Annotated in this window: 13 protein-coding genes; 2 read left to right on the top strand and 11 right to left on the bottom strand. The window is 72.5% G+C overall.

Annotation, left to right across the window (positions count from 1 at the left end; translation table 11 throughout):
- Positions 1-173: 173 nt before the first annotated feature.
- Positions 174-1,391 carry a hypothetical protein gene (locus WME97_RS15205; protein ID WP_437552622.1) on the top strand — a complete coding sequence of 406 codons (1,218 nt, stop codon included), beginning with the start codon at positions 174-176 and terminating at the stop codon, positions 1,389-1,391.
- Positions 1,392-1,400: 9 nt separating this feature from the next.
- Here the strand turns inward: WME97_RS15205 and WME97_RS15200 are convergent, their stop codons facing one another.
- Both WME97_RS15200 and WME97_RS15195 read right to left on the bottom strand, forming a co-directional pair.
- Complete coding sequence (locus tag WME97_RS15200) at positions 1,401-2,294, bottom strand: serine/threonine-protein kinase (RefSeq protein ID WP_437555395.1); 894 nt, start codon at positions 2,292-2,294, stop codon at positions 1,401-1,403.
- 762 nt (positions 2,295-3,056) lie between these two features.
- The gene (locus tag WME97_RS15195; RefSeq protein WP_437552621.1) at positions 3,057-3,479 is read right to left on the bottom strand and encodes a tellurite resistance TerB family protein; all 423 of its coding nucleotides are present in this window, start codon (positions 3,477-3,479) and stop codon (positions 3,057-3,059) included.
- A 193-nt stretch (positions 3,480-3,672) separates the two neighbouring features.
- Between WME97_RS15195 and WME97_RS15190 the strand changes: the two genes are divergently transcribed.
- Positions 3,673-4,716: a serine/threonine protein kinase gene (locus WME97_RS15190; protein ID WP_437552620.1), complete on the top strand. Its 1,044-nt coding sequence runs from the start codon at positions 3,673-3,675 to the stop codon at positions 4,714-4,716.
- 26 nt (positions 4,717-4,742) lie between these two features.
- Here the strand turns inward: WME97_RS15190 and WME97_RS15185 are convergent, their stop codons facing one another.
- From WME97_RS15185 to WME97_RS15145, 9 genes are all read right to left on the bottom strand, one after another.
- Positions 4,743-6,104, bottom strand: coding sequence for a GNAT family N-acetyltransferase (locus WME97_RS15185; RefSeq protein ID WP_437552619.1), 1,362 nt, complete (start codon positions 6,102-6,104; stop codon positions 4,743-4,745).
- The gene (locus tag WME97_RS15180) at positions 6,101-7,237 is read right to left on the bottom strand and encodes a D-alanine--D-alanine ligase family protein (RefSeq protein WP_437552618.1); all 1,137 of its coding nucleotides are present in this window, start codon (positions 7,235-7,237) and stop codon (positions 6,101-6,103) included. The genes WME97_RS15185 and WME97_RS15180 overlap by 4 nt, the downstream gene beginning before the upstream one ends.
- Before the next feature lie 513 nt (positions 7,238-7,750).
- Positions 7,751-9,487 (bottom strand): ATP-dependent zinc metalloprotease FtsH, encoded by a 1,737-nt coding sequence (ftsH, locus tag WME97_RS15175; RefSeq protein WP_437552617.1) that lies wholly within the window; start codon positions 9,485-9,487, stop codon positions 7,751-7,753.
- 407 nt (positions 9,488-9,894) lie between these two features.
- Positions 9,895-12,276 carry a PAS domain-containing sensor histidine kinase gene (locus tag WME97_RS15170; protein ID WP_437552616.1) on the bottom strand — a complete coding sequence of 794 codons (2,382 nt, stop codon included), beginning with the start codon at positions 12,274-12,276 and terminating at the stop codon, positions 9,895-9,897.
- A 230-nt stretch (positions 12,277-12,506) separates the two neighbouring features.
- Complete coding sequence (locus tag WME97_RS15165; protein WP_437552615.1) at positions 12,507-12,932, bottom strand: DoxX family protein; 426 nt, start codon at positions 12,930-12,932, stop codon at positions 12,507-12,509.
- Between the two features lie 129 nt (positions 12,933-13,061).
- Positions 13,062-13,907: an ABC transporter ATP-binding protein gene (locus WME97_RS15160; protein WP_437552614.1), complete on the bottom strand. Its 846-nt coding sequence runs from the start codon at positions 13,905-13,907 to the stop codon at positions 13,062-13,064.
- The gene (locus tag WME97_RS15155; protein WP_437552613.1) at positions 13,904-14,854 is read right to left on the bottom strand and encodes an ABC transporter permease; all 951 of its coding nucleotides are present in this window, start codon (positions 14,852-14,854) and stop codon (positions 13,904-13,906) included. Before WME97_RS15155 ends, WME97_RS15160 begins: the two co-directional genes overlap by 4 nt.
- Positions 14,851-16,290, bottom strand: coding sequence for an ABC transporter substrate-binding protein (locus WME97_RS15150; protein WP_437552612.1), 1,440 nt, complete (start codon positions 16,288-16,290; stop codon positions 14,851-14,853). Before WME97_RS15150 ends, WME97_RS15155 begins: the two co-directional genes overlap by 4 nt.
- 4 nt (positions 16,291-16,294) lie before the next feature.
- The gene (locus WME97_RS15145; protein WP_437552611.1) at positions 16,295-17,290 is read right to left on the bottom strand and encodes a HEAT repeat domain-containing protein; all 996 of its coding nucleotides are present in this window, start codon (positions 17,288-17,290) and stop codon (positions 16,295-16,297) included.
- Positions 17,291-17,299 lie beyond the last annotated feature (9 nt).

Raw genomic sequence — 17,299 nt, 5'->3', positions numbered from 1 at the left:
GGAAGCAGGTTTCAAGGGGAACCCCGCCGGCGCCGCCCCGCCTCGCCCGCCGTCCAGCCTGCCCGCATTGCGCCGCCCTTCCTGCCCGCGTCGCGCAGCCCGCTCGCTGCCCGCGCCGCCACCCGAGGATGGCGTTCGCGTGACAGCACGCGTACGATCACCCTGCTGTCCTTATGAACACACTCCGTTGCCCACCGGGTCTCCGCGCGCTCATCGCAACAGCCGCGCTGGTCCTCGTCGCCTGCACCGGCGAGAGCCCGCCTGCTGGCGGGGCGGCCGGCAAGGGCGGTGGCGGCGCCGGCGGCGGCGGCGGCGAGGGCGCTTCCTCCGAGGGTGGCCACGGAGGACAGGGAGGCGCGCCGATCGACAGCATGGAGTGTGTCGATGAGTGCCCCGCTGAGAGCGCTGGTATCACGATCGGCTGCAAGAAGCGCTTCATGTTCGGAATGAACTATGCGTGGCACAACTTCGCCGGTGACTTCGGCGGCATCGCCGCGTGGGACAAGCGCGGCGTCGCGGCCGAGGCGGAGACGCACGCGAAGAACCTCGCCGACATCCGTGCTCACGGGGCGAGCGTCGTGCGGTGGTGGATGCTGCCGGAGATCCGGGGCGAGAGCGTCGTCTTCGACACGAGCGAGAACCCGACCGGCCTCGGCGGGACGACGCGGCGCGACGTCCAGAAGGCGCTCGAGCTCGCCGAGGAGGCGGACGTCAACCTGGTGTTCTGCCTGTTCTCCTTCGACAACTTCCACCCGACGCGGATCGACGCCGACGTGAAGACCGTCGGTATCACCCCCATCGTGAAGGATGCAAAGCGGCGCGCGAAGCTGATAGACAAGGTCGTCCGGCCGATCGCCAGGGCCGTCGCGCAGAGCCCCTACCGGCACCGGATGGTCGCGTGGGACGTGATCAACGAGCCCGAGCTGGCCATGACCGGACCGAGCACGGACGACGGCCCTCGCTACGAGCCCGACGCCCAGGTGGATCCGATCGAGCACGCGCAGATGGCGGCGTTCCTCGGCGAGGCCATCCGGGCGCTGCGCGCGGAGAGCACGGCGCTCGTCACGATCGGCTCGGCGTCGATGAAGTGGGCGCGGTCCTGGCGAGACACCGACGTCGATTTCTACACCTTTCATATCAACGACCGGGTCAACCTGTACTGGCCCTACAACCAGTCGCCCAAGGACTACGGCATCACGGACAAGCCCGTCATCATGGGGGATTTCCCGATCGCCGGCCTGGCGACGGCCGCTTTGCCGACGCTCCTGGAGAGCTGGTATAGCCAGGGATACGCGGGCGCGATCAGCTGGGCCTACAGCGACGCGACGACGGCCGAGCTCGAGACGATCAAGGCCTTCGCCGACGCGAAGGGCTGCGGCGTGACGTACTGAGAGCCCCTCTCACGACAGCCAGTAGTCGACGAGGGACGCGCCCGTCACGTCGTGGGCGACCCCGGCCGCGATCGCCCACTGGGCCAGCGCGCGGCCGAGCGCGGCCATGGTCGTGAAGCGCCCATCAGGGTCCTTGGCCAGGCCGCGCTCGATGATCTCCCAGAGCCGCGGGTGCAGCTCGAGGGCCTCCGGGCGCGGCGGGGCGGCGCGCAGCACGTCGTGCACGATGGAAATGCTGCTCGGGCCGCCGAACGGGCGACGGCTGCTCACGAGCTCGTAGAGCACGACGCACGCGCTCCACACGTCGGCGCGCGCGTCCGACTCCTGCCCGCCGCGGACCTGCTCGGGGGCCATGTAGGCCGGGCTCCCGACCAGCGATTCCTTCCGCTCGTCGCCCGCCGGGCGCTCCGCGGTGAACGCGATCCCGAAGTCGATGAGCTTGGGGACCGTGCGGCGGCCCTCGCGCACGAGGACGATGTTCGCCGGCTTCACGTCCCGGTGCACGACCCCCGCGCCGTGCGCCGCGCCGAGCGCTCCGATCACGGGAAGGAGCAGCTGGACCGCGGAGATGGGCGACATCGGGCCCGACTCGGCGAGCGCCTGGGCGAGCGACCGGCCCTGGAGGAGCTCCATCACCGCGAACGGCTCTCCCTCCTCCGTGAAGCAGAGATCGAAGATCCGCACCGTGGCGCGGTGCGACACCCGCGCCGTCGCCTGTGCCTCCCGGATCAGCCGCGAGGCGGCCTCGGGGACGGCGCAGTCGCGACGGATGAGCTTCAGCGCGACATCGAGGCTCAGGGAGAGATTCCGCGCCTTCCACACGGCGCCCATGCTGCCCTCTCCGAGGAGCTCTGTGAGGCGATAGCGCCCCCCGAGGACGTCGCCTGGGGCGTAGCGCCGCAGCGCGGCGGAGCACGGGTCGTTCGCAGGAACCGCCCGGGCGGCGGCGGGGGGCGCGCCGGCAAGACCGGTCCGCAGCGTGGCGGGCGGTACGCTCGCCGGGGTGGCCGGAGCGTCGCTCGGCGTCTCCAGCGGCGCGACGTCCCCGCCCTGACGGAAGGCCGAGCCGGACGGCCTCGACAGGCGGCCCGATGTCCGGAGGTCGACGGGCTCGAACGGAGGGCGGTGAGATGCGGGCCAGCGCGGAGACCGCGGCGAGCGGTACGCACGCTGAGAGGCTCGGCCCCCGCTGGGGGGGCGGGATCGATTCGACGCGGGATCCATCGAGCCGCCATGTGGCGTCGTGGAGCTGTCAGTTCGGTGGCTGTCCATGTCCTTGCCCACGTGTGCTGCAAGGAGCAGGCCGATGGAAATCGCCGCAGCTCCGCCTCTTTCCCGCCCGCCGCGGCGCCGGATTGCGGTGTGGAGGCATCAGATCCGGCGCCCGCGGCCATCGACTCGCCCCGGGGGCTGCGCGCCGTCCGCCGCGACCGGCGCGCGCGTCGTCCGCAGCCGCGGCGCGTCGTCCGCCGGCGCGGTCCCGGGACGCGCGCGCGACGGATCCGTCGGCGCAACGGTCGTCGCACGACGCATTCCCTGCGCGCCACACCGGCGCTCGACGGGTACATCGACAGCGGATGTCGGTCAGGATCGCCCGATAGCCAGCGAGGCCCCCCGCCGGGGCGCGCGCCGGGATCGCCGCGGCGCGGTCGCCCCTCGCGCCGCTCAGCGGGCCGAGCCGGGCACGACGCGCCCCTTGAACGCGATCGGCACCTCGAGGGCCGTGGCCGCCTCGACGAGCAGCGCGTGCTCGCTCTCGTGGATCACGCCGTCGGCGGCCACGAGGCGGACGGCCAGCTCGATCGCAGCCTCGCGCATCCGCACGTCGGGCAGGCGGACGCGAAGCGCCGCGAAGCGGCCGCTCCTGCCCTCGTCGCGCACCGAGCGCTCGATGATGGAGATGAGCGACTCGACGAGGTCGGCCCCGAGGCGCCCGTCGCTCATGGCCGCCACGTGCCGCGCGAGCTCGACGCGCTCGGCCTCGTTGATGGACCCGTCAGCGTATGCGGCGAGGAACATGATCTCGACCATCGCCTCGAGCCTGTTGAGCTCGAGGTGGCGAAACGAAAGCTGCGTTTCTTCCATCATGCGGTCCTCAGGATAGCGTATCACGGCCGCGCTTGACACAGCGCCCCTGGGCCCGCCCGGTAATGGCGCTCGCCGCTCGGTAACGACGCTCGCCGCTCGGTGACCACGCTCGCCGCGCGGCAACGGCCTCCGGCAGCGCGCGGCGAAAGTTCTCGTCGAGCGCGACGCCGGTCGGTGCTCAACTCTCCCCACCATGAGCACCACCACCCCGACCGACCTCTTCCTGTCGCTGACGCCGCACAAGGTGATCGAGGCCGTCGAGGCCGCGGGCGTCCACTGCAACCGCGTCTGCTACCCGCTGAACTCGTTCGAGAACCGCGTCTACGAGGTCGAGCGCGAGGATCGCACCCGCGTCATCGCCAAGTTCTACCGGCCGGGGCGCTGGACGCGGGAGCAGATCCTCGAGGAGCACCGGTTCCTCGCGGAGCTCGCGGACGCCGAGATCCCCGTCTGCCCGACGCGCCCGTTCCCCGACGGCGAGACGCTCAAGCAGATCGACCACATCCCGTACTGCCTCTTCGAGCGCATGGGAGGCCGCGCCCCCGACGAGCTCGGCGACGAGCTGTTCGTGCGCCTCGGCAGGCTCGCCGCCCGCATCCACAACGTGGGCGCGGCCAGCGCCGCCGAGCACCGCGTCCGGCTCTCCGCCGACACCTACGCGCGCGAGAACCTCGGCTGGCTCGTCGAGCGCAAGCTCATCCCCGCGGCCGTCGAGCGGCGGTACCTCGCGGCCGCGCGCGCCGTCGCGGACGCGGCCGAGGAGCGCCTGCGCGGCGTCGACGTGCACCGCATCCACGGCGATCTGCACCCCGGCAACCTGCTCCTGCGCGACGGCGCGCTCCGCGTGCTCGACTTCGACGACATGGTCGTCGGCCCCGCCGTGCAGGACCTGTGGCTCCTCCTCCCCGGCCGCGACGAGGCCGCCCGGCAGCAGCGCGAGCTCTTCATCGAGGGCTACGAGGAGCTCCGCCGCTTCGACCGCTCGACCCTCGGGCTGATCGAGCCGCTCCGAGGGCTCCGCATGATCCACTACGCGGCATGGATCGCGCGGCGATGGCACGACCCCATCTTCCCGAGGACCTTTCCGCACTTCGGCACGGAGGTGTACTGGCGCGAGGAGGCGAGCTCGCTCGAGGAGGTGCTCCAGCTGACGCGCGACGGAGACGCGGGCGGCCCCGGCGGCGGCGCGGACGAGCCGCCGCCGAGCGGGGGCAAGTACTTCTGGGATATGAACTGATCGCGGCCGCGCGCGGCTTCGATCGATCAGAGGCGCTTCAGCACCAGGATCAGCCGCCACGCCGCGGCGTGCTCGAACGGCACGTCGACGTTGAAGTCGCCGAGCGTCGCCACCAGCGAGAGCTCCGGCACCCGCTCCGCGACGCGCCGCCACCCGGCGAGGTCCGGGACGTACCACGTCGCCTCCTGCCGGATCGACGAGAGCTCCCTCGGCGCGCCGCCGTTGCGCCGGGCCGAGCACACCACCTCGAGGGTCACGGGCACCACGCGATCGGGCGTCGACCGCTCGATGTGGATGCGGAACCGCGCGTCGATCGACTGCTCGCCGCGCAGCTCGGTCCACTCCGTCCTGTTCACGCCGGACGGCGTGAGATCGGCGGGGTGGGTCGCCTCGATGACGTGGACGCCGCCCGGCAGGAGCAGCGAGGCGGCGAGCCGGAGGTGGCGCTCGAGCGCCGCCGGCGTGGCCAGCTGGTGGATCGCCGAGAGCGGCACGAACGAGAGATCGACCGGCGCGACGTCCGGGCGCTCGTCGAGCTCCGCGCACGAGAAGCGGATGCACGCCCCGGCGCCGCGGGCGCCCGCGGCGCGCTCCGCGAAGGCGATCATCGCCGCGGAGCCGTCCGCGCCGGCGCAGCCGACGCCGAGCTCCGCGAAGGCCTCCAGGTGCCGCGCGGGCCCGCAGGCCCACGAGAGGACGCGCTGCACCGGGCGGCCGCCGAAGCGGCGCGCGCACGCGAGCAGGAAGTCGCGCTCGGCGGCGTAGTCGCGGTAGCCGAACGCCGCGTCGTAGAGCGCAGGCTCGCCCGGCGGCGTGTCGCCGCGTGCGGGCGCGTCGACGCGCGCCGGCGCCTCGCCGGCCGAGGGCGCCGCCGAGGCGCGCGCCGGGGCGACCCGCCTCGTGTAGATCATGAGATCGTCGCCCGGCGCGTAGAAGTCGGCGAGGACCGCGGCCCGCGTGAACTGCACCGCGTCGTAGAAGCGCACCGCCGCGCCGTGCCCCTCCCGGCTGCCCGTCTCCACGCGCACGAGGCCGCCGCCCTCGCGCGCGATCTCGCTCTCCATCGTGGCCACGAGCCCCCGCGCCACCCCCGACCGGGCGAAATCGGGCGAGGTCGCGATCCAGTACAGATCGTACGTGGACTGCGTCATCGGCGTGCGGCCGTAGCAGAGATACCCGAGGAGCCGCGGCGCCCCGTCGCCGCCCGGGGCGCCCAGGAAGCTCAGCACGAACCGGTAGCCATAACCGTCCGTCGAAGGCTGGCCGAGCGTCACGTCGACGAGCTCCAGCGCCACCGCGCGCTCGTCGTCGGTGAACGCCGGGACCGAATCGAGCAGCGCGGCGATGAGCGGCCGATCTTCCGCGCGGAGGCCGCGCTGGGTGATCACGGCGCCTCGGGCGCGGCGGCGAGGGCGCCGCGGGCAGCGGAGCGCGCCGCGGCGCGGCCGCGCGCCGGCGCGCGGCCCCGCGCGCGGAGCAGGTCGTCGTGGCGCGCGCCGCGGGCGAGCGCCGCGCGGAGGATCTCCCAGACGACGTCGGCGTACGACAGGCCGGCGCGCGCCGCCGCCCGCGCGAAGCCGGCGTCCGGCGAGAGATCGCAGTTCGGGTTGACGTCGATGACGTGCGGCGTGCCGCGCTCGTCGAGCCGCACGTCGACGCGGCCGTAGTCGCGCAGCCCGAGCACCTCGAACGCGCGGCGGCCCACGGCGACGACCCGGCGCAGATCGAGCGGCCGCAGCACCGCCGCCGAGGAGGGCGTCCCGATCGACGCGGCGGTCTCCGGGCGCCACTTCGACTCGTACGTGACCACGTGCGGGTGCCCCTCGGGCAGGCCCTGAAACGTGATCTCGCCGGGCGGCAGCACGCGCGGCGTCGGCCACCCGAGCAGCGAGACCGAGATCTCCCGCCCGTGCACGTAACGCTGCACCACCACCGGCTGGCGGCACTGCGCGACGACCGCGGCGACCTGGTCGCGGAGCGCCCTGCGATCGTGGACGACCGAGCCACGATCGATGCCCATCGAGCCGTCCTCGCGCTCCGGCTTGACGATGACCGGGAACGCGACCTCCGGGATGCGATCCGGGCCTTCGACCCGCACCGTCGCCGGCACGCGCACGCCGGCGCGCGCGAGGATCCGGTTCGCCTCGGCCTTGTGCAGGCAGCTCCGGAGCGCGACGTGATCGCTGCCCGTGAAGCGGAGATCGAGCCCCGCGAGCAGCCACGCGCACATGACCTCGTGGCGGCTGTCGCCGTCGAGCGCCTCGCACAGGTTGAAGATCACGTCCGGGCGATGGTCGCCGATGGCCGCGAGCACCTCGCTCGGCCGGAGCACAGGCCGGTGCGCCACGCGCACGCCCGGGGCCGCGGCGAGGGCCGCGAGCACGCTCTCCGCGACCACCGCGCTGCCATCCTCGCGACCGAGCCGGAGCCGCCCGCTCCCCACCCGCTGCGCGAGTGGCGGCTCGTCGACGACTTCCTCCGGATCTCTGTTCGACAGGATCAGTATCCGAGGCTCAGGCACCGCACGCCTCCGAACCGACGCGGGGCAGGAGAGCCCGCGACGGCCGCGCCGGGCTCAGGGAGCGGCCCGTGAGAGGCCTGGCCATCGGCGAACACGGAGAGGGTGCCCTGTCGAGAGACACGCGAACGAAACAGAATCCATGCATGCAAGTGGCCACACTTCACCAGCTTGCCCGGCAATCGCAAGGGGAGATTTGACCTCTCCGGACGGAAAGGAAGGCGCGACGCGCCGCGGCTCAAAGCCCCGCGCCGGGATCGGATCCGACACGCGCGGCCGGGAAGCGAGCTTTCCGAGCACAACGTATCTCGGACAACAGGCTCTTCACACGCCAGCCACACGCGCGGGAGCGTCGGAGACGAGAGGAGACGGCTGGGCTGCAGGGGGAAGAGTCGAGTCCGGCGGGCGAGCCGGTGAGAGCGGAGAGCGCCGGACGCGCGCGCGGCGAGCGGGCGGCCTGCCGCCGAGGACGCCTGAAAAGGACTTCCCTTTCCGGCGTCCTCGAGCCTCCTCCGGTCAGGCGGCCTGGCCTTCGGGGCGCGGCCTGCGATCGGCCGGGAAACAGGCCTGGATCTCGTCCATGCCGAGCGTCTCCTTCTCGAGGAGCGCCCTGACGAGCGCCTCGATCTCGCCGCGCCGGGACCTCACGATCTCGATGGCGCGCGAGAGCTGCGCTTCCGTGAGCGCCCGCGCCGTCTCGTCGACCCGGTCGAGCAGGGCCGGGCTCCGCGAGGGGTGCCCGTCGCCGACGCAGATGGGGCCGAGGTGGCTCATGCCGAGCTCCGCGACCATCTTCCACGCGATCGTCGAGGCGCGCTGGATGTCGTCCGAGGCGCCCGCCGTCATCGTCCCGAGGACGACCATCTCGGCGGCGCGGCCGCCCATCAGCATGCAGATCTGATCCTCGAGGTACTCTTTCCGGTACATCAGCCGATCCTTCTCGGGCAGCGCCTGGGTCACGCCGAGCGCGCGGCCCCGCGGCAGGATCGACACCTTGTGCACGGGATCGCAGCTCGGCGCGATGAGCCCGACCGCGACGTGCCCGGCCTCGTGGACGGCAGTCGCATAACGCTCGTCCTCGTCGACGAGCACCCCCTTGCGCTCGAGCCCCATGAGCACCCGGTCGCGCGCGCGGTCGATGTGCGTCGGGTCCACGGCGTCGGCGCCCTCGCGGGCCGCGAGGATGGCCGCCTCGTTCAGGAGGTTGGCCAGGTCGGCGCCCGAGAAGCCCGGCGTGCCGCGGGCGATGTAGCTGAGATCGACCTCCCCCTGGAGCGGGATCGGCCCGGCGTGGACGTTGAGGATCTCCTCGCGGCCGCGCACGTCGGGGAGCGGCACGGTGACCTTGCGGTCGAAGCGCCCCGGCCGGAGCAGCGCCGGGTCGAGCATGTCGGCGCGGTTGGTCGACGCGATGACCACGATGCCGGTCTCGTGGTCGAACCCGTCCATCTCGACGAGCAGCTGGTTCAAGGTCTGGTCGTGCTCCGCGGAGGCGGAGTCGCCGTGCCCCTTCGCGCGAGCCCGCCCCACGGCGTCGATCTCGTCGATGAAGACGATGCACGGCGCGGACTTGCGCGCCTCGGCGAAGAGCGCGCGGACGCGGGAGGCGCCCACGCCGACGAACATCTCCTGGAAGCTCGACCCCGACGCCGAGAGGAACCGCACGCCCGCCTCGCACGCGACGGCGCGCGCGAGCAGCGTCTTGCCGGTCCCGGGCTCGCCCGTCAGCAGCACGCCGCGCGGCGGGCGGCCGCCGAGGCGCGCGAAGCGATCGGGGCTCTTCAGGAACTCGACCGTCTCGGCGAGCTCCTGCTTGACCTCGTGCATCCCCGCGACGTCGGCGAAGCGCACCGCCGCCCGCGCCGCCCCGGCCTTCACGTCGGAGAAGACCTTCGGGCTGCGCCGCCGGCTCACCGTGAAGAGCGCGAAGCCGACCGCGGCCAGCACGACCACCGGGAGCACCGCGGACGCGGCGCGCGACGGATCCTCCCGGGAGGCGAAGTCGACAGAGGCGCCGGCGCCCGCGAACCGGGAGACCAGCTCCTGCCGGAGCGTCGGCTCGTCGACGACGGCCGTCACCGCGGCGCCGCCCGCCTGACGCACGAGGAAACGATCCCCGCTCACCTCGACCGCGGTCGCCTGCCCCGCCTGCGCGATCTGGAGGAGCTCGGTGTACGTCGCCGTACGCTGCGTAGACGACTCGCCCGCCGCGCGCAGGGCGAGCCCGAGCGTGACCGCAAGCACCACCCCCATGAACCCAAGCACCCAAAGCCGGCGCCCCGCGGGCCCCAGCCGCTTACTCACCTGCAAGAACCAGGAATTCACTGCTGCGCCACCTTACTGCTCCGGCGTCGGGCCGGAGCGGATCTCAGGTGTAGCAAGGATACGAACCTCAGGAAGTTCCTTCTGCAATCATTCTGACGATCTGAGCCGTAGAAACCTGCGAAAGGATGGCAGCACCGCAAAATTGACTACGGAGAACGGACAGCGACGGGATAAACGTCTCTGCCATCTTGGGAGGATTGGGACGACCCATCGACGAGCTCGCCGATGGCGAATTGACGAGCTCGCCTGAAAGCCCGCTTCTCGGGATGGGGTCGCCGGTGGAGCAGGAACCAGGAGCGAGGGGCAGAGAGGGGTAGAGAGGGGCTGTCTGCGCGCTACGCCCCGACGGCTCGCGCGGTATCGGGCGCGAACGGCAGCGAGAAGCGGAATGTCGTCGCGCCGCCGGGGCTGCTCTCGACGGAGATGCTGCCCCCGTGGGCCTCCACGAGGCCCTTCGTGATGTAGAGGCCGAGACCGACGCCGCGGACGCTGCGCGGAGCGGCGTCGGGCGCGCGCCAGAAGCGCTTGAACAGGTGCGGGAGCGACGCCTCCGGGATACCGCCGCCCCAGTTGGTCACCGCGACGTGCGCGCTGCCCGGCCCGGCGTCGACCGCGACCACGATGTCGCCCTCCGGCCGACCGTACTTGGCCGCGTTGGAGAGCAGGTTGGTGACGATCTGCTCGAGCCGCCCTGGGTCCGCCAGGACGGCAGGCACATCGCCCCTCACCTCCAGGCGCAGGGCGTGACCCGCGGTCACATCGGCCGACTTCTCGAGGATCTCGCCGAGCTGCGCGCGCAGATTGACCGGAGAACGATCGAGCGTGAGCTGCCGCGCCTCGATCCGCGACGCGTCGAGGAGGTCGTCGATCATGCGGCGCAGCCGCTCGATGGACGAGGTGATCCTGTCGAGCTGTTTCCGGCAGTCCGCGACGGGCCGCTCGCCGGCCGCGCGACCCAGGAGCTGGCTCGCGGTCGCGATCACCTGGATGGGCTGGCGGAGATCGTGAGCGATGACGCCGATCCACTCCTGGCGCTGCCGCTCCAGCTCCTTGAACGCCGAGATGTCATGAAAGACGGCGACGGCGCCCTGGAGCTCACCGTCGTTCGAGCGCACCTGAGCCGCGTTGACCAGCACCGGGACGAGGCCCCGGTCGGCGCGCCGCAAGAGCGCTTCGACGCCCGTCACGGCCTCCCCGCGCTCAAGGGCCCGGATCAGCGGGCGCTCGTCCCAGACGAGGGGCTCTCCCGCCGGCGTCCTGTGCTCGAAATACAGCCGGTTGCCCCAGCGATCGGGATCGTCCTCGACGCTCGACGCGTACTGGAGCGCGAGCTTGTTGCAGCTGATGAGCCGCCCCTTGGCGTCGACCAGGATCGCCGCTTCAGGCAGCTGCTCGATGACCGCCTCGAGCTGCGAGCGGATGCGCCGCTCCGCCTCGTGCGCTCTCGAGACCTCGGCCTCCATCGCCTTGCGGCGCCCGATGTCGCGGCAGATCGTCGAGATGCCGGTGACGCGCCCCGACGCGTCCACGATCGACGACACCGTGACCTCGATGTCGATGCTCTTCCCGTCCTTGGTCCGGCTCACGGCCTCGAAGCGCTCGACGCGCTCGCCGCGGCGCAGGCGCGCGAGGACGGCCTCTGCCTCGGCGGCGCGCTCGGGCAGGCACAAAAGGGGCAGCTTCTTCCCGATCGCCTCGCAGACGCAGTAGCCGTAAAGGCGCTCCGCCGCCGGGTTCCAGGTCAGGATGGTCCCGTCGAGCGAGGTGCCGATCACGGCGTCGTCCGAGGCCTGCGCGACGGTGGCGAGGAAGGCGCGCGCCTCCTCGGCGCGCTGCCGCGCCTCGTCGAGGAGGTTCATGCGCGCCGCGCTGACCCAGAGCATGGCCCCGAGCAGGAGCGTCGTGATGGCGGAGGCGAGCGATAACGACGCCGTGATGGGGTATGCCCCGCGATCCGCGCCGAACAGGAAGAGGCGGCCGATCACGAGCGGAACGAGGACGACGTAGGGCAGGAAGCGCCGCAGCAGGATGCCTCCGGACCGGCTGGCCGTCAGCGTGGCGAACGTCGTGCAATCGGGCCGCGCCATGAGGAGCCCGGCGCAGAGGGCGAGGAACGCGATCGCCGCGTGGAGCGCCATGCCCGTGAACGGAAATAGCGGCGGCAGCCCATAGAAGTAGCCGACGCCGAACACGTAGCCGGTCAGCGCCGTCAGCGCGAGCGCCGCGGCCAGGAGCGCGCTCCATTCCGAGAACAGGCATGCTCGCCGCGTCTTCACGCGCAGCGAGAGGAGCGAAAAGCCGATCAGGACGCAGCAGAGCGCGGCGTTCGGCGGGGGCCTGCCCGGGAACTTGCTCGGGAAATCCACGCTCCCCGCGAACAGCACGCGATCGATGCCGAGATCCCAGGCGAAGATGTACTGCGCGAGGACCACGAGGCCGAGCGCGAGGACGACGGCGGCGCACGCATGTCCCAGCCGGCGTAAACGCGCCGGACACTCTCGCGCGCCGAGCGCCCAGAGCGACACCCCCGCCAGGACGAGGGCGACGGCGGTGTTGGGCATCATGCGCGGCAGGCCGTCCGCGATGGCGACGAGCGCGGTCGCCCCGATCCACCAGCCGAGCAGCGTCACGCACCCAACGGCGAACGAGCCGGCCGCTGCGATGACGACACCGCGCCGCGCGCTGCTCGAAGGCGCCATCGCCTCGGCGTCTCTCATCGGGTCCTCCCGACCGGAGCATAGTGTCGGGACGGCGCGGCTTCACATGGGCAATTCAAACGCGCAAACCGGCCGGCGCACGCTGTCCGACCCAGATGGATCCGGGCGCTCCAGCGCGTGCCGACATCCTCCGCCCGGCCGGACGCAGCAGGGCAGCGCGGCTCCGATCGGCCGCGCGAGAGCGAGCGGCGACGCCCTCGCGCGGACCGCGCGAGGGCGCGCGCGAGAGCTCAGCGCTTCGTCCCGAAGACCGCCGCGTCGACGGAGAGCCTCCCCGGCCCGACGAGGAGGAGCGCAACCGAGATGCCGAGGTAGACCGCCGCCGCCTCGTAGGAGGGTCCGCCCATCGCGACGAACGGATCGCCGTTTCCGACGTGAACCGCGACCGCGACGGCCATGGTGGCGGCGAGGCCCAGCGACGCGAGCGGCGTCAGGAGGCCGAGGATCCAGGCAAGGCCGCCCCCGAACTCCGCGAGCGCGGCCAGCCCTTGCAAGAACCCCGGAACGGGCGCGGTGGGCCCCATCCAGCTGAAGGGGGCCTGGATCTTCCCCCAACCGTGAAACATGAACGCGACGCCGATAACGACGCGCAACGCGAGCAACCCGACCGAGGCCGAGAACGGCACGTCAGTCACCCCCAGGAATCTCTTGAGCATCGGGAACACTCCTCTCGGCTCGGTAGTAAGGAGGAACGTCCGGGACATCAAGCGCGACGAGAGGGCCGGAGCCGCCGGACCCGAGGCGCCGGGCCCCCGCGGCCCTGGCACGGCGCGCCGGCCCGCGCCTCACGCGCTTGTCTCGGCCTCCAGGTCGTGGCGGTGCGCGGCGGCGGCGCGCTCGTCGCGGAGGGCCTCGAGGCACCGCCGCTTGATCGCCGCGAACTCGCCGGAGCCCACGATCGCCGCGGTCCTCGGCCTCCCGAACGGCACCGCGATCTCCGCGCCGACGCGGCAGGGGCGGCGGGTCATGAGGGCGATGCGGTCGGACAGGAAGATGGCCTCGTCGATGTCGTGCGTGACGAACATCACCGTCGTGCGCACCTGGCGGAAGACGTCGAGCAAGAGCTCCTGCATCGAGAGCCTGGTCTGGGCGTCCAGCGCGCTGAACGGCTCGTCCATCAGCACGACGCGCGGCTCCGTGATCAGCACGCGCGCGATCTCCACGCGCTGCTGCATGCCGCCGGAGAGCTGCGCCGGATAGGCGTCCTCGAACCCCGACAGCCCGACAAGCGAAAGCAGGCGCCGGGACGCCTCCCTGCGCTCGCGCTCGGGGACGCCGCGCACCTTGAGGCCGAAGCCGACGTTGTTCAGCACCGTCTTCCAGGGGAGCAGGGAGCTCTGCTGGAAGACCATGCCGCGCGCCGGCCCCGGCCCCTCGACCCGCTCGCCGCCGACGACGATGCTGCCGCGCTCCGGCGCCACGTACCCGGCGACGGCGTTCAGGATCGTCGACTTCCCGCACCCGGACGGGCCGAGCAGGCTCACGAGCTCGCCGCCCTCGACGCGGAGGTCGAGGTCGCGCACCGCCTCGACGCGTCGGGCGCCCGTCCCGAGGGCCACGGACAGGCCGCGGATCTCCACGGCGCCCCCCGGGCTCTCCCGGCGCGCCGCGCGGTTCGCGTCGAGCGTCATCGGCCCTTCTCCTGGGGCTCTTGCCACGGGGTGAGCCACGCGCCGACCCGCAGGACGAGCGCGCTGCTGAGCATCCCGAGCAGGCCGATGAGCAGCATGCCGAGGACGATGTCCGGGTAGCGCTGCAAGTTGTACGACTCCCAGGTGAAGTAGCCGATGCCGTACTGCCCCCCGATCATCTCGGCGGTCACGAGGCAGAACCAGGACGTCCCCATGCCGATGCTCATCCCCGTGACGATGCTCGGCAGCGCGCCCGGCAGGACCACCTCGAGGAACAGGCGGAGCGGGCGCGCGCCCAGGCTGCGGGAGCTCGCGATGAGCCGCGGATCGAGCGCGCCCACGCCGTGGATCGTCGCGATCAGGATCGGGAACAGCGCGCCCATGTACGTGATGAAGATCATGCTCAGCTCGGCCGACGGAAACATCAGGATCGCGAGCGGGAGCCAGGCGACGCCGGGGATGGGGCGCAGGATCTCGAGCGGCGGCAGCAGGGTGTCCTCGGCGAGCCGCGACCTGCCGATGAGGAGCCCGAGCACGACGCCCGTGGCGCCCGCGGCGGCGAACCCAGCGAGGACGCGGAACACGCTGTTCCCGAGGTGCTGCCAGAGCTTCGGCGAGGCGAAGAGCTCCCGCGCCGCGGCGAGGACGTCGGTCGGCGCAGGCACGTTGAGGAACGTGACGACGCCGAGATCCGCGCGGGTCATCGACGCCCACTGCCAGAGGCCGACGCACGCCGCCACGGACAGGGCGCGCAGGAAGGCGCGGCGGAGGTCGCGGCGCGGGCGCCCGTCGCGGGGCGCGCCGTCCGGCGCGGGGGACGACGTGCCCCGCCGGGCCGCGCTCGCCGCTGCGGGCGTGAAGGCCGCGCTCGCCGGGGCGGGCGCGAAGGCCGCGCCGCCGGCGAGCTCCGCCCCGGCCGGCGCGCTGCGCTCGGAGATCATCGTCATGGCGCCGCCGCCGTGAGCTTCGCGCGCTCGGCCCGCAGGGTCGCGAAGTCGACGACCGCCGCGCCGTTCTCCGCGGCCCACCGCTCCGCGTCCTCCTTCGCCAGGAACGCCGACAGGCCGCCGTCCGGGCGCCTCGCGTACCACGCGCGATCGGCCAGGAGCTTCACCCCGCTCGCGCGATCGTGCACGAACACCGCGCGGATCTCCTTGCCCTCGATCGTGAGCTGCCCGAGCGCGGCGAGCGCCGTGCCCGGGCTGGCGTACGCGCGCACCTTCGGCTCGCCCGCGACCCAGATCTGCGCGACGAGCGTCGGCTCGGCGATCGGCTCCCCGGACAGCGCGTCCTTCCCGGACAGCGGGAGCTTCGCGTAGCTCGCGAGCCGCGCCTCGTAGTCGAGCCCGAGCTCCGCCGCCGCGCGCCGGATGTACCGGTCGTCCACGAACGCGCCGACATCGAGGGTCGTGTCGGTGCGCTTCAGCAGCGTGAGCGTGTCGACCGCCACCTGGAGCGCGCGGCGGACCTCGGGCTTGATCGTGAAGTCCCGCGTCTGGATGCCGAGCGGGCCGTGGAACATGTAGGCGACCTCGGCGTCCACCCCGGTCACCTTCTCGATGAGCTCGCTGTACTTCTCGGGCTCCTCCGCGAACAGGCGATCGGCCTCGAGCGCCGCCTTGAGGAAGGCAACGACGATCTCCGGGTATTTCTCCGCGTACGCCTCGCGCACCAGCACGCCGTGCACCGTCGGCACCTTCACGCCGGAGCCGTCGTAGATCTTCCGGGCGAAGCCGCGGAAGGGGAACAGCTCAGCGAACGGGACGAAATCCGCGTGCGCGTCGATCTTGTTCGCCTTGAGCGACGAGCCGCCCACCTCCGGAGACTGCGAGACGAGCGTCACGTCCTTGTCCGGGTCCCAGCCGAGATCGCGGATCGCCCGGAGCAGCATGCCGTGGGCCGACGACCCGAACGGCACCGAGATCTGCTTGCCCTTGAGGTCCTTCAGGCCCTGAGCGGGGGAGTCGCTCGGCACGACGATCCCGTTGCCGCTCCCCAGCGCGCTGCCGGAGAGCGTGGCGATGAAGCGGCTGCGGCTCCCCTGCTTCTGGAACGCCACGCCGTTCAGCACGCCGGGGAAGTCGGCCATCGCGCCGATATCGAGCTTCTCGGCCACCATCTCGGTCGTCAGCGGCGGCCCCGAGGTGAAGTCCTTCCACTCGATCTCGTAGGTGACGTCCTTGTACTTGCCGTCCCTCGGCAGGTGCTTCTCGAGCAGCTTGAGCTCCCGGATGAGCAGCCCGCCGGTGGCGCAATTGATGGTCGTGTCCTGCGTCCCGATCGCGATCCGGATCGTCTGCTTCGCCTCCGGCTTGCACGACAGCCCGGCGACGACCGCAGCGAGCAACGTGAGGAAGACGAGCGCGCGAAGTGCCCTGGTCATCGGTTCAATCCCTCGCAAAGGTCTCATGTCGTTCGTTGCCTCGCCCGATTCCCGCCCGGATGGCCTCGAGCGCGCGGCCGGCCGCCTTCCGCACCTCGACGTCGGCGTCGCCGAGCAGCCGGCGGAGCGGCGCCTCCGCGGCCGCCGCCTCGATGTCGCCGAGCGCCTGCGCGGCCGCCTTGCGCAGATCCGCGAGATCGCTCCCGAGCAGCCCGACGAGGTCCTCCGCGGCCGAGGCGGCCCGGAGCCGCCCGAGCGCGAGCGCCGCCTCCTTCCGGACCTGCCAGGCGCCGTCGTCGAGCGCGCTCCGGAGGTGCGGCGCCGCGAGGCCGTGCGCCGAGCGGCCGAGCACGATGGCGGCCTCGACCCGCACCCGCCAGTCCGGATCGGAGAGCAGCCCCACGAGGTCCTGGACGAGCGCGGTATTACCCCGCGCGCCGAGCGACTCGAGCGCGCCGATCGCGACCTGCCGCACCCGCGCGTCGGGATCGCGCAGGCTCGGGCGGAGCGCCGGCGCCGACTCGGGCCGCCGCAGGTAAGCCAGAGAGAGGACCGCCTCGCGCCGCACCTCGGGATCCGGGTCGCCGAGCGCCCCTTCGAGGGGCGCGAGCGCCCGCGGGTCGCGGATCTCGCGGAGCGCCACGATCACCGAGGTGCGGACGAACGGGCTCGTGTGCCCCAGCGCCTCGATGAGGTGCGTGGCGGCGTCTGCCCCGCGGATCTCGCGGAGCGCCGTGGCGGCCGCCTCCCGCACGCGGGCGTCCTCGTCGTCGAGCGCCCCGACGACGGCGGGCACCGAGCGGGCGTCGCCGAGATCCTCGAGGTGCCCGAGCGCGAGCGCCCGCACCGTCGGATCCTCGTCGCGGACGGCCGCGATCAGGGGGTGGATGATCTCCGGATCCGAGAGATCCTCTATCTGCGTCAGCGCGAGCTGGCGCGCGCCGGGGTCGGGATCCCCGAGGATGCCCTCGAGATCCCGCGCGAGCGAAGGCTGTGTCATGTCGTCTCT

This window comes from Sorangium sp. So ce367 (assembly GCF_051520455.1).
Lineage (GTDB): Bacteria > Myxococcota_A > Polyangia > Polyangiales > Polyangiaceae > Sorangium > Sorangium cellulosum_B.
Note: the sequence above shows the minus strand (reverse complement) of the source record. Positions and strands in the feature narration are given on the sequence as shown.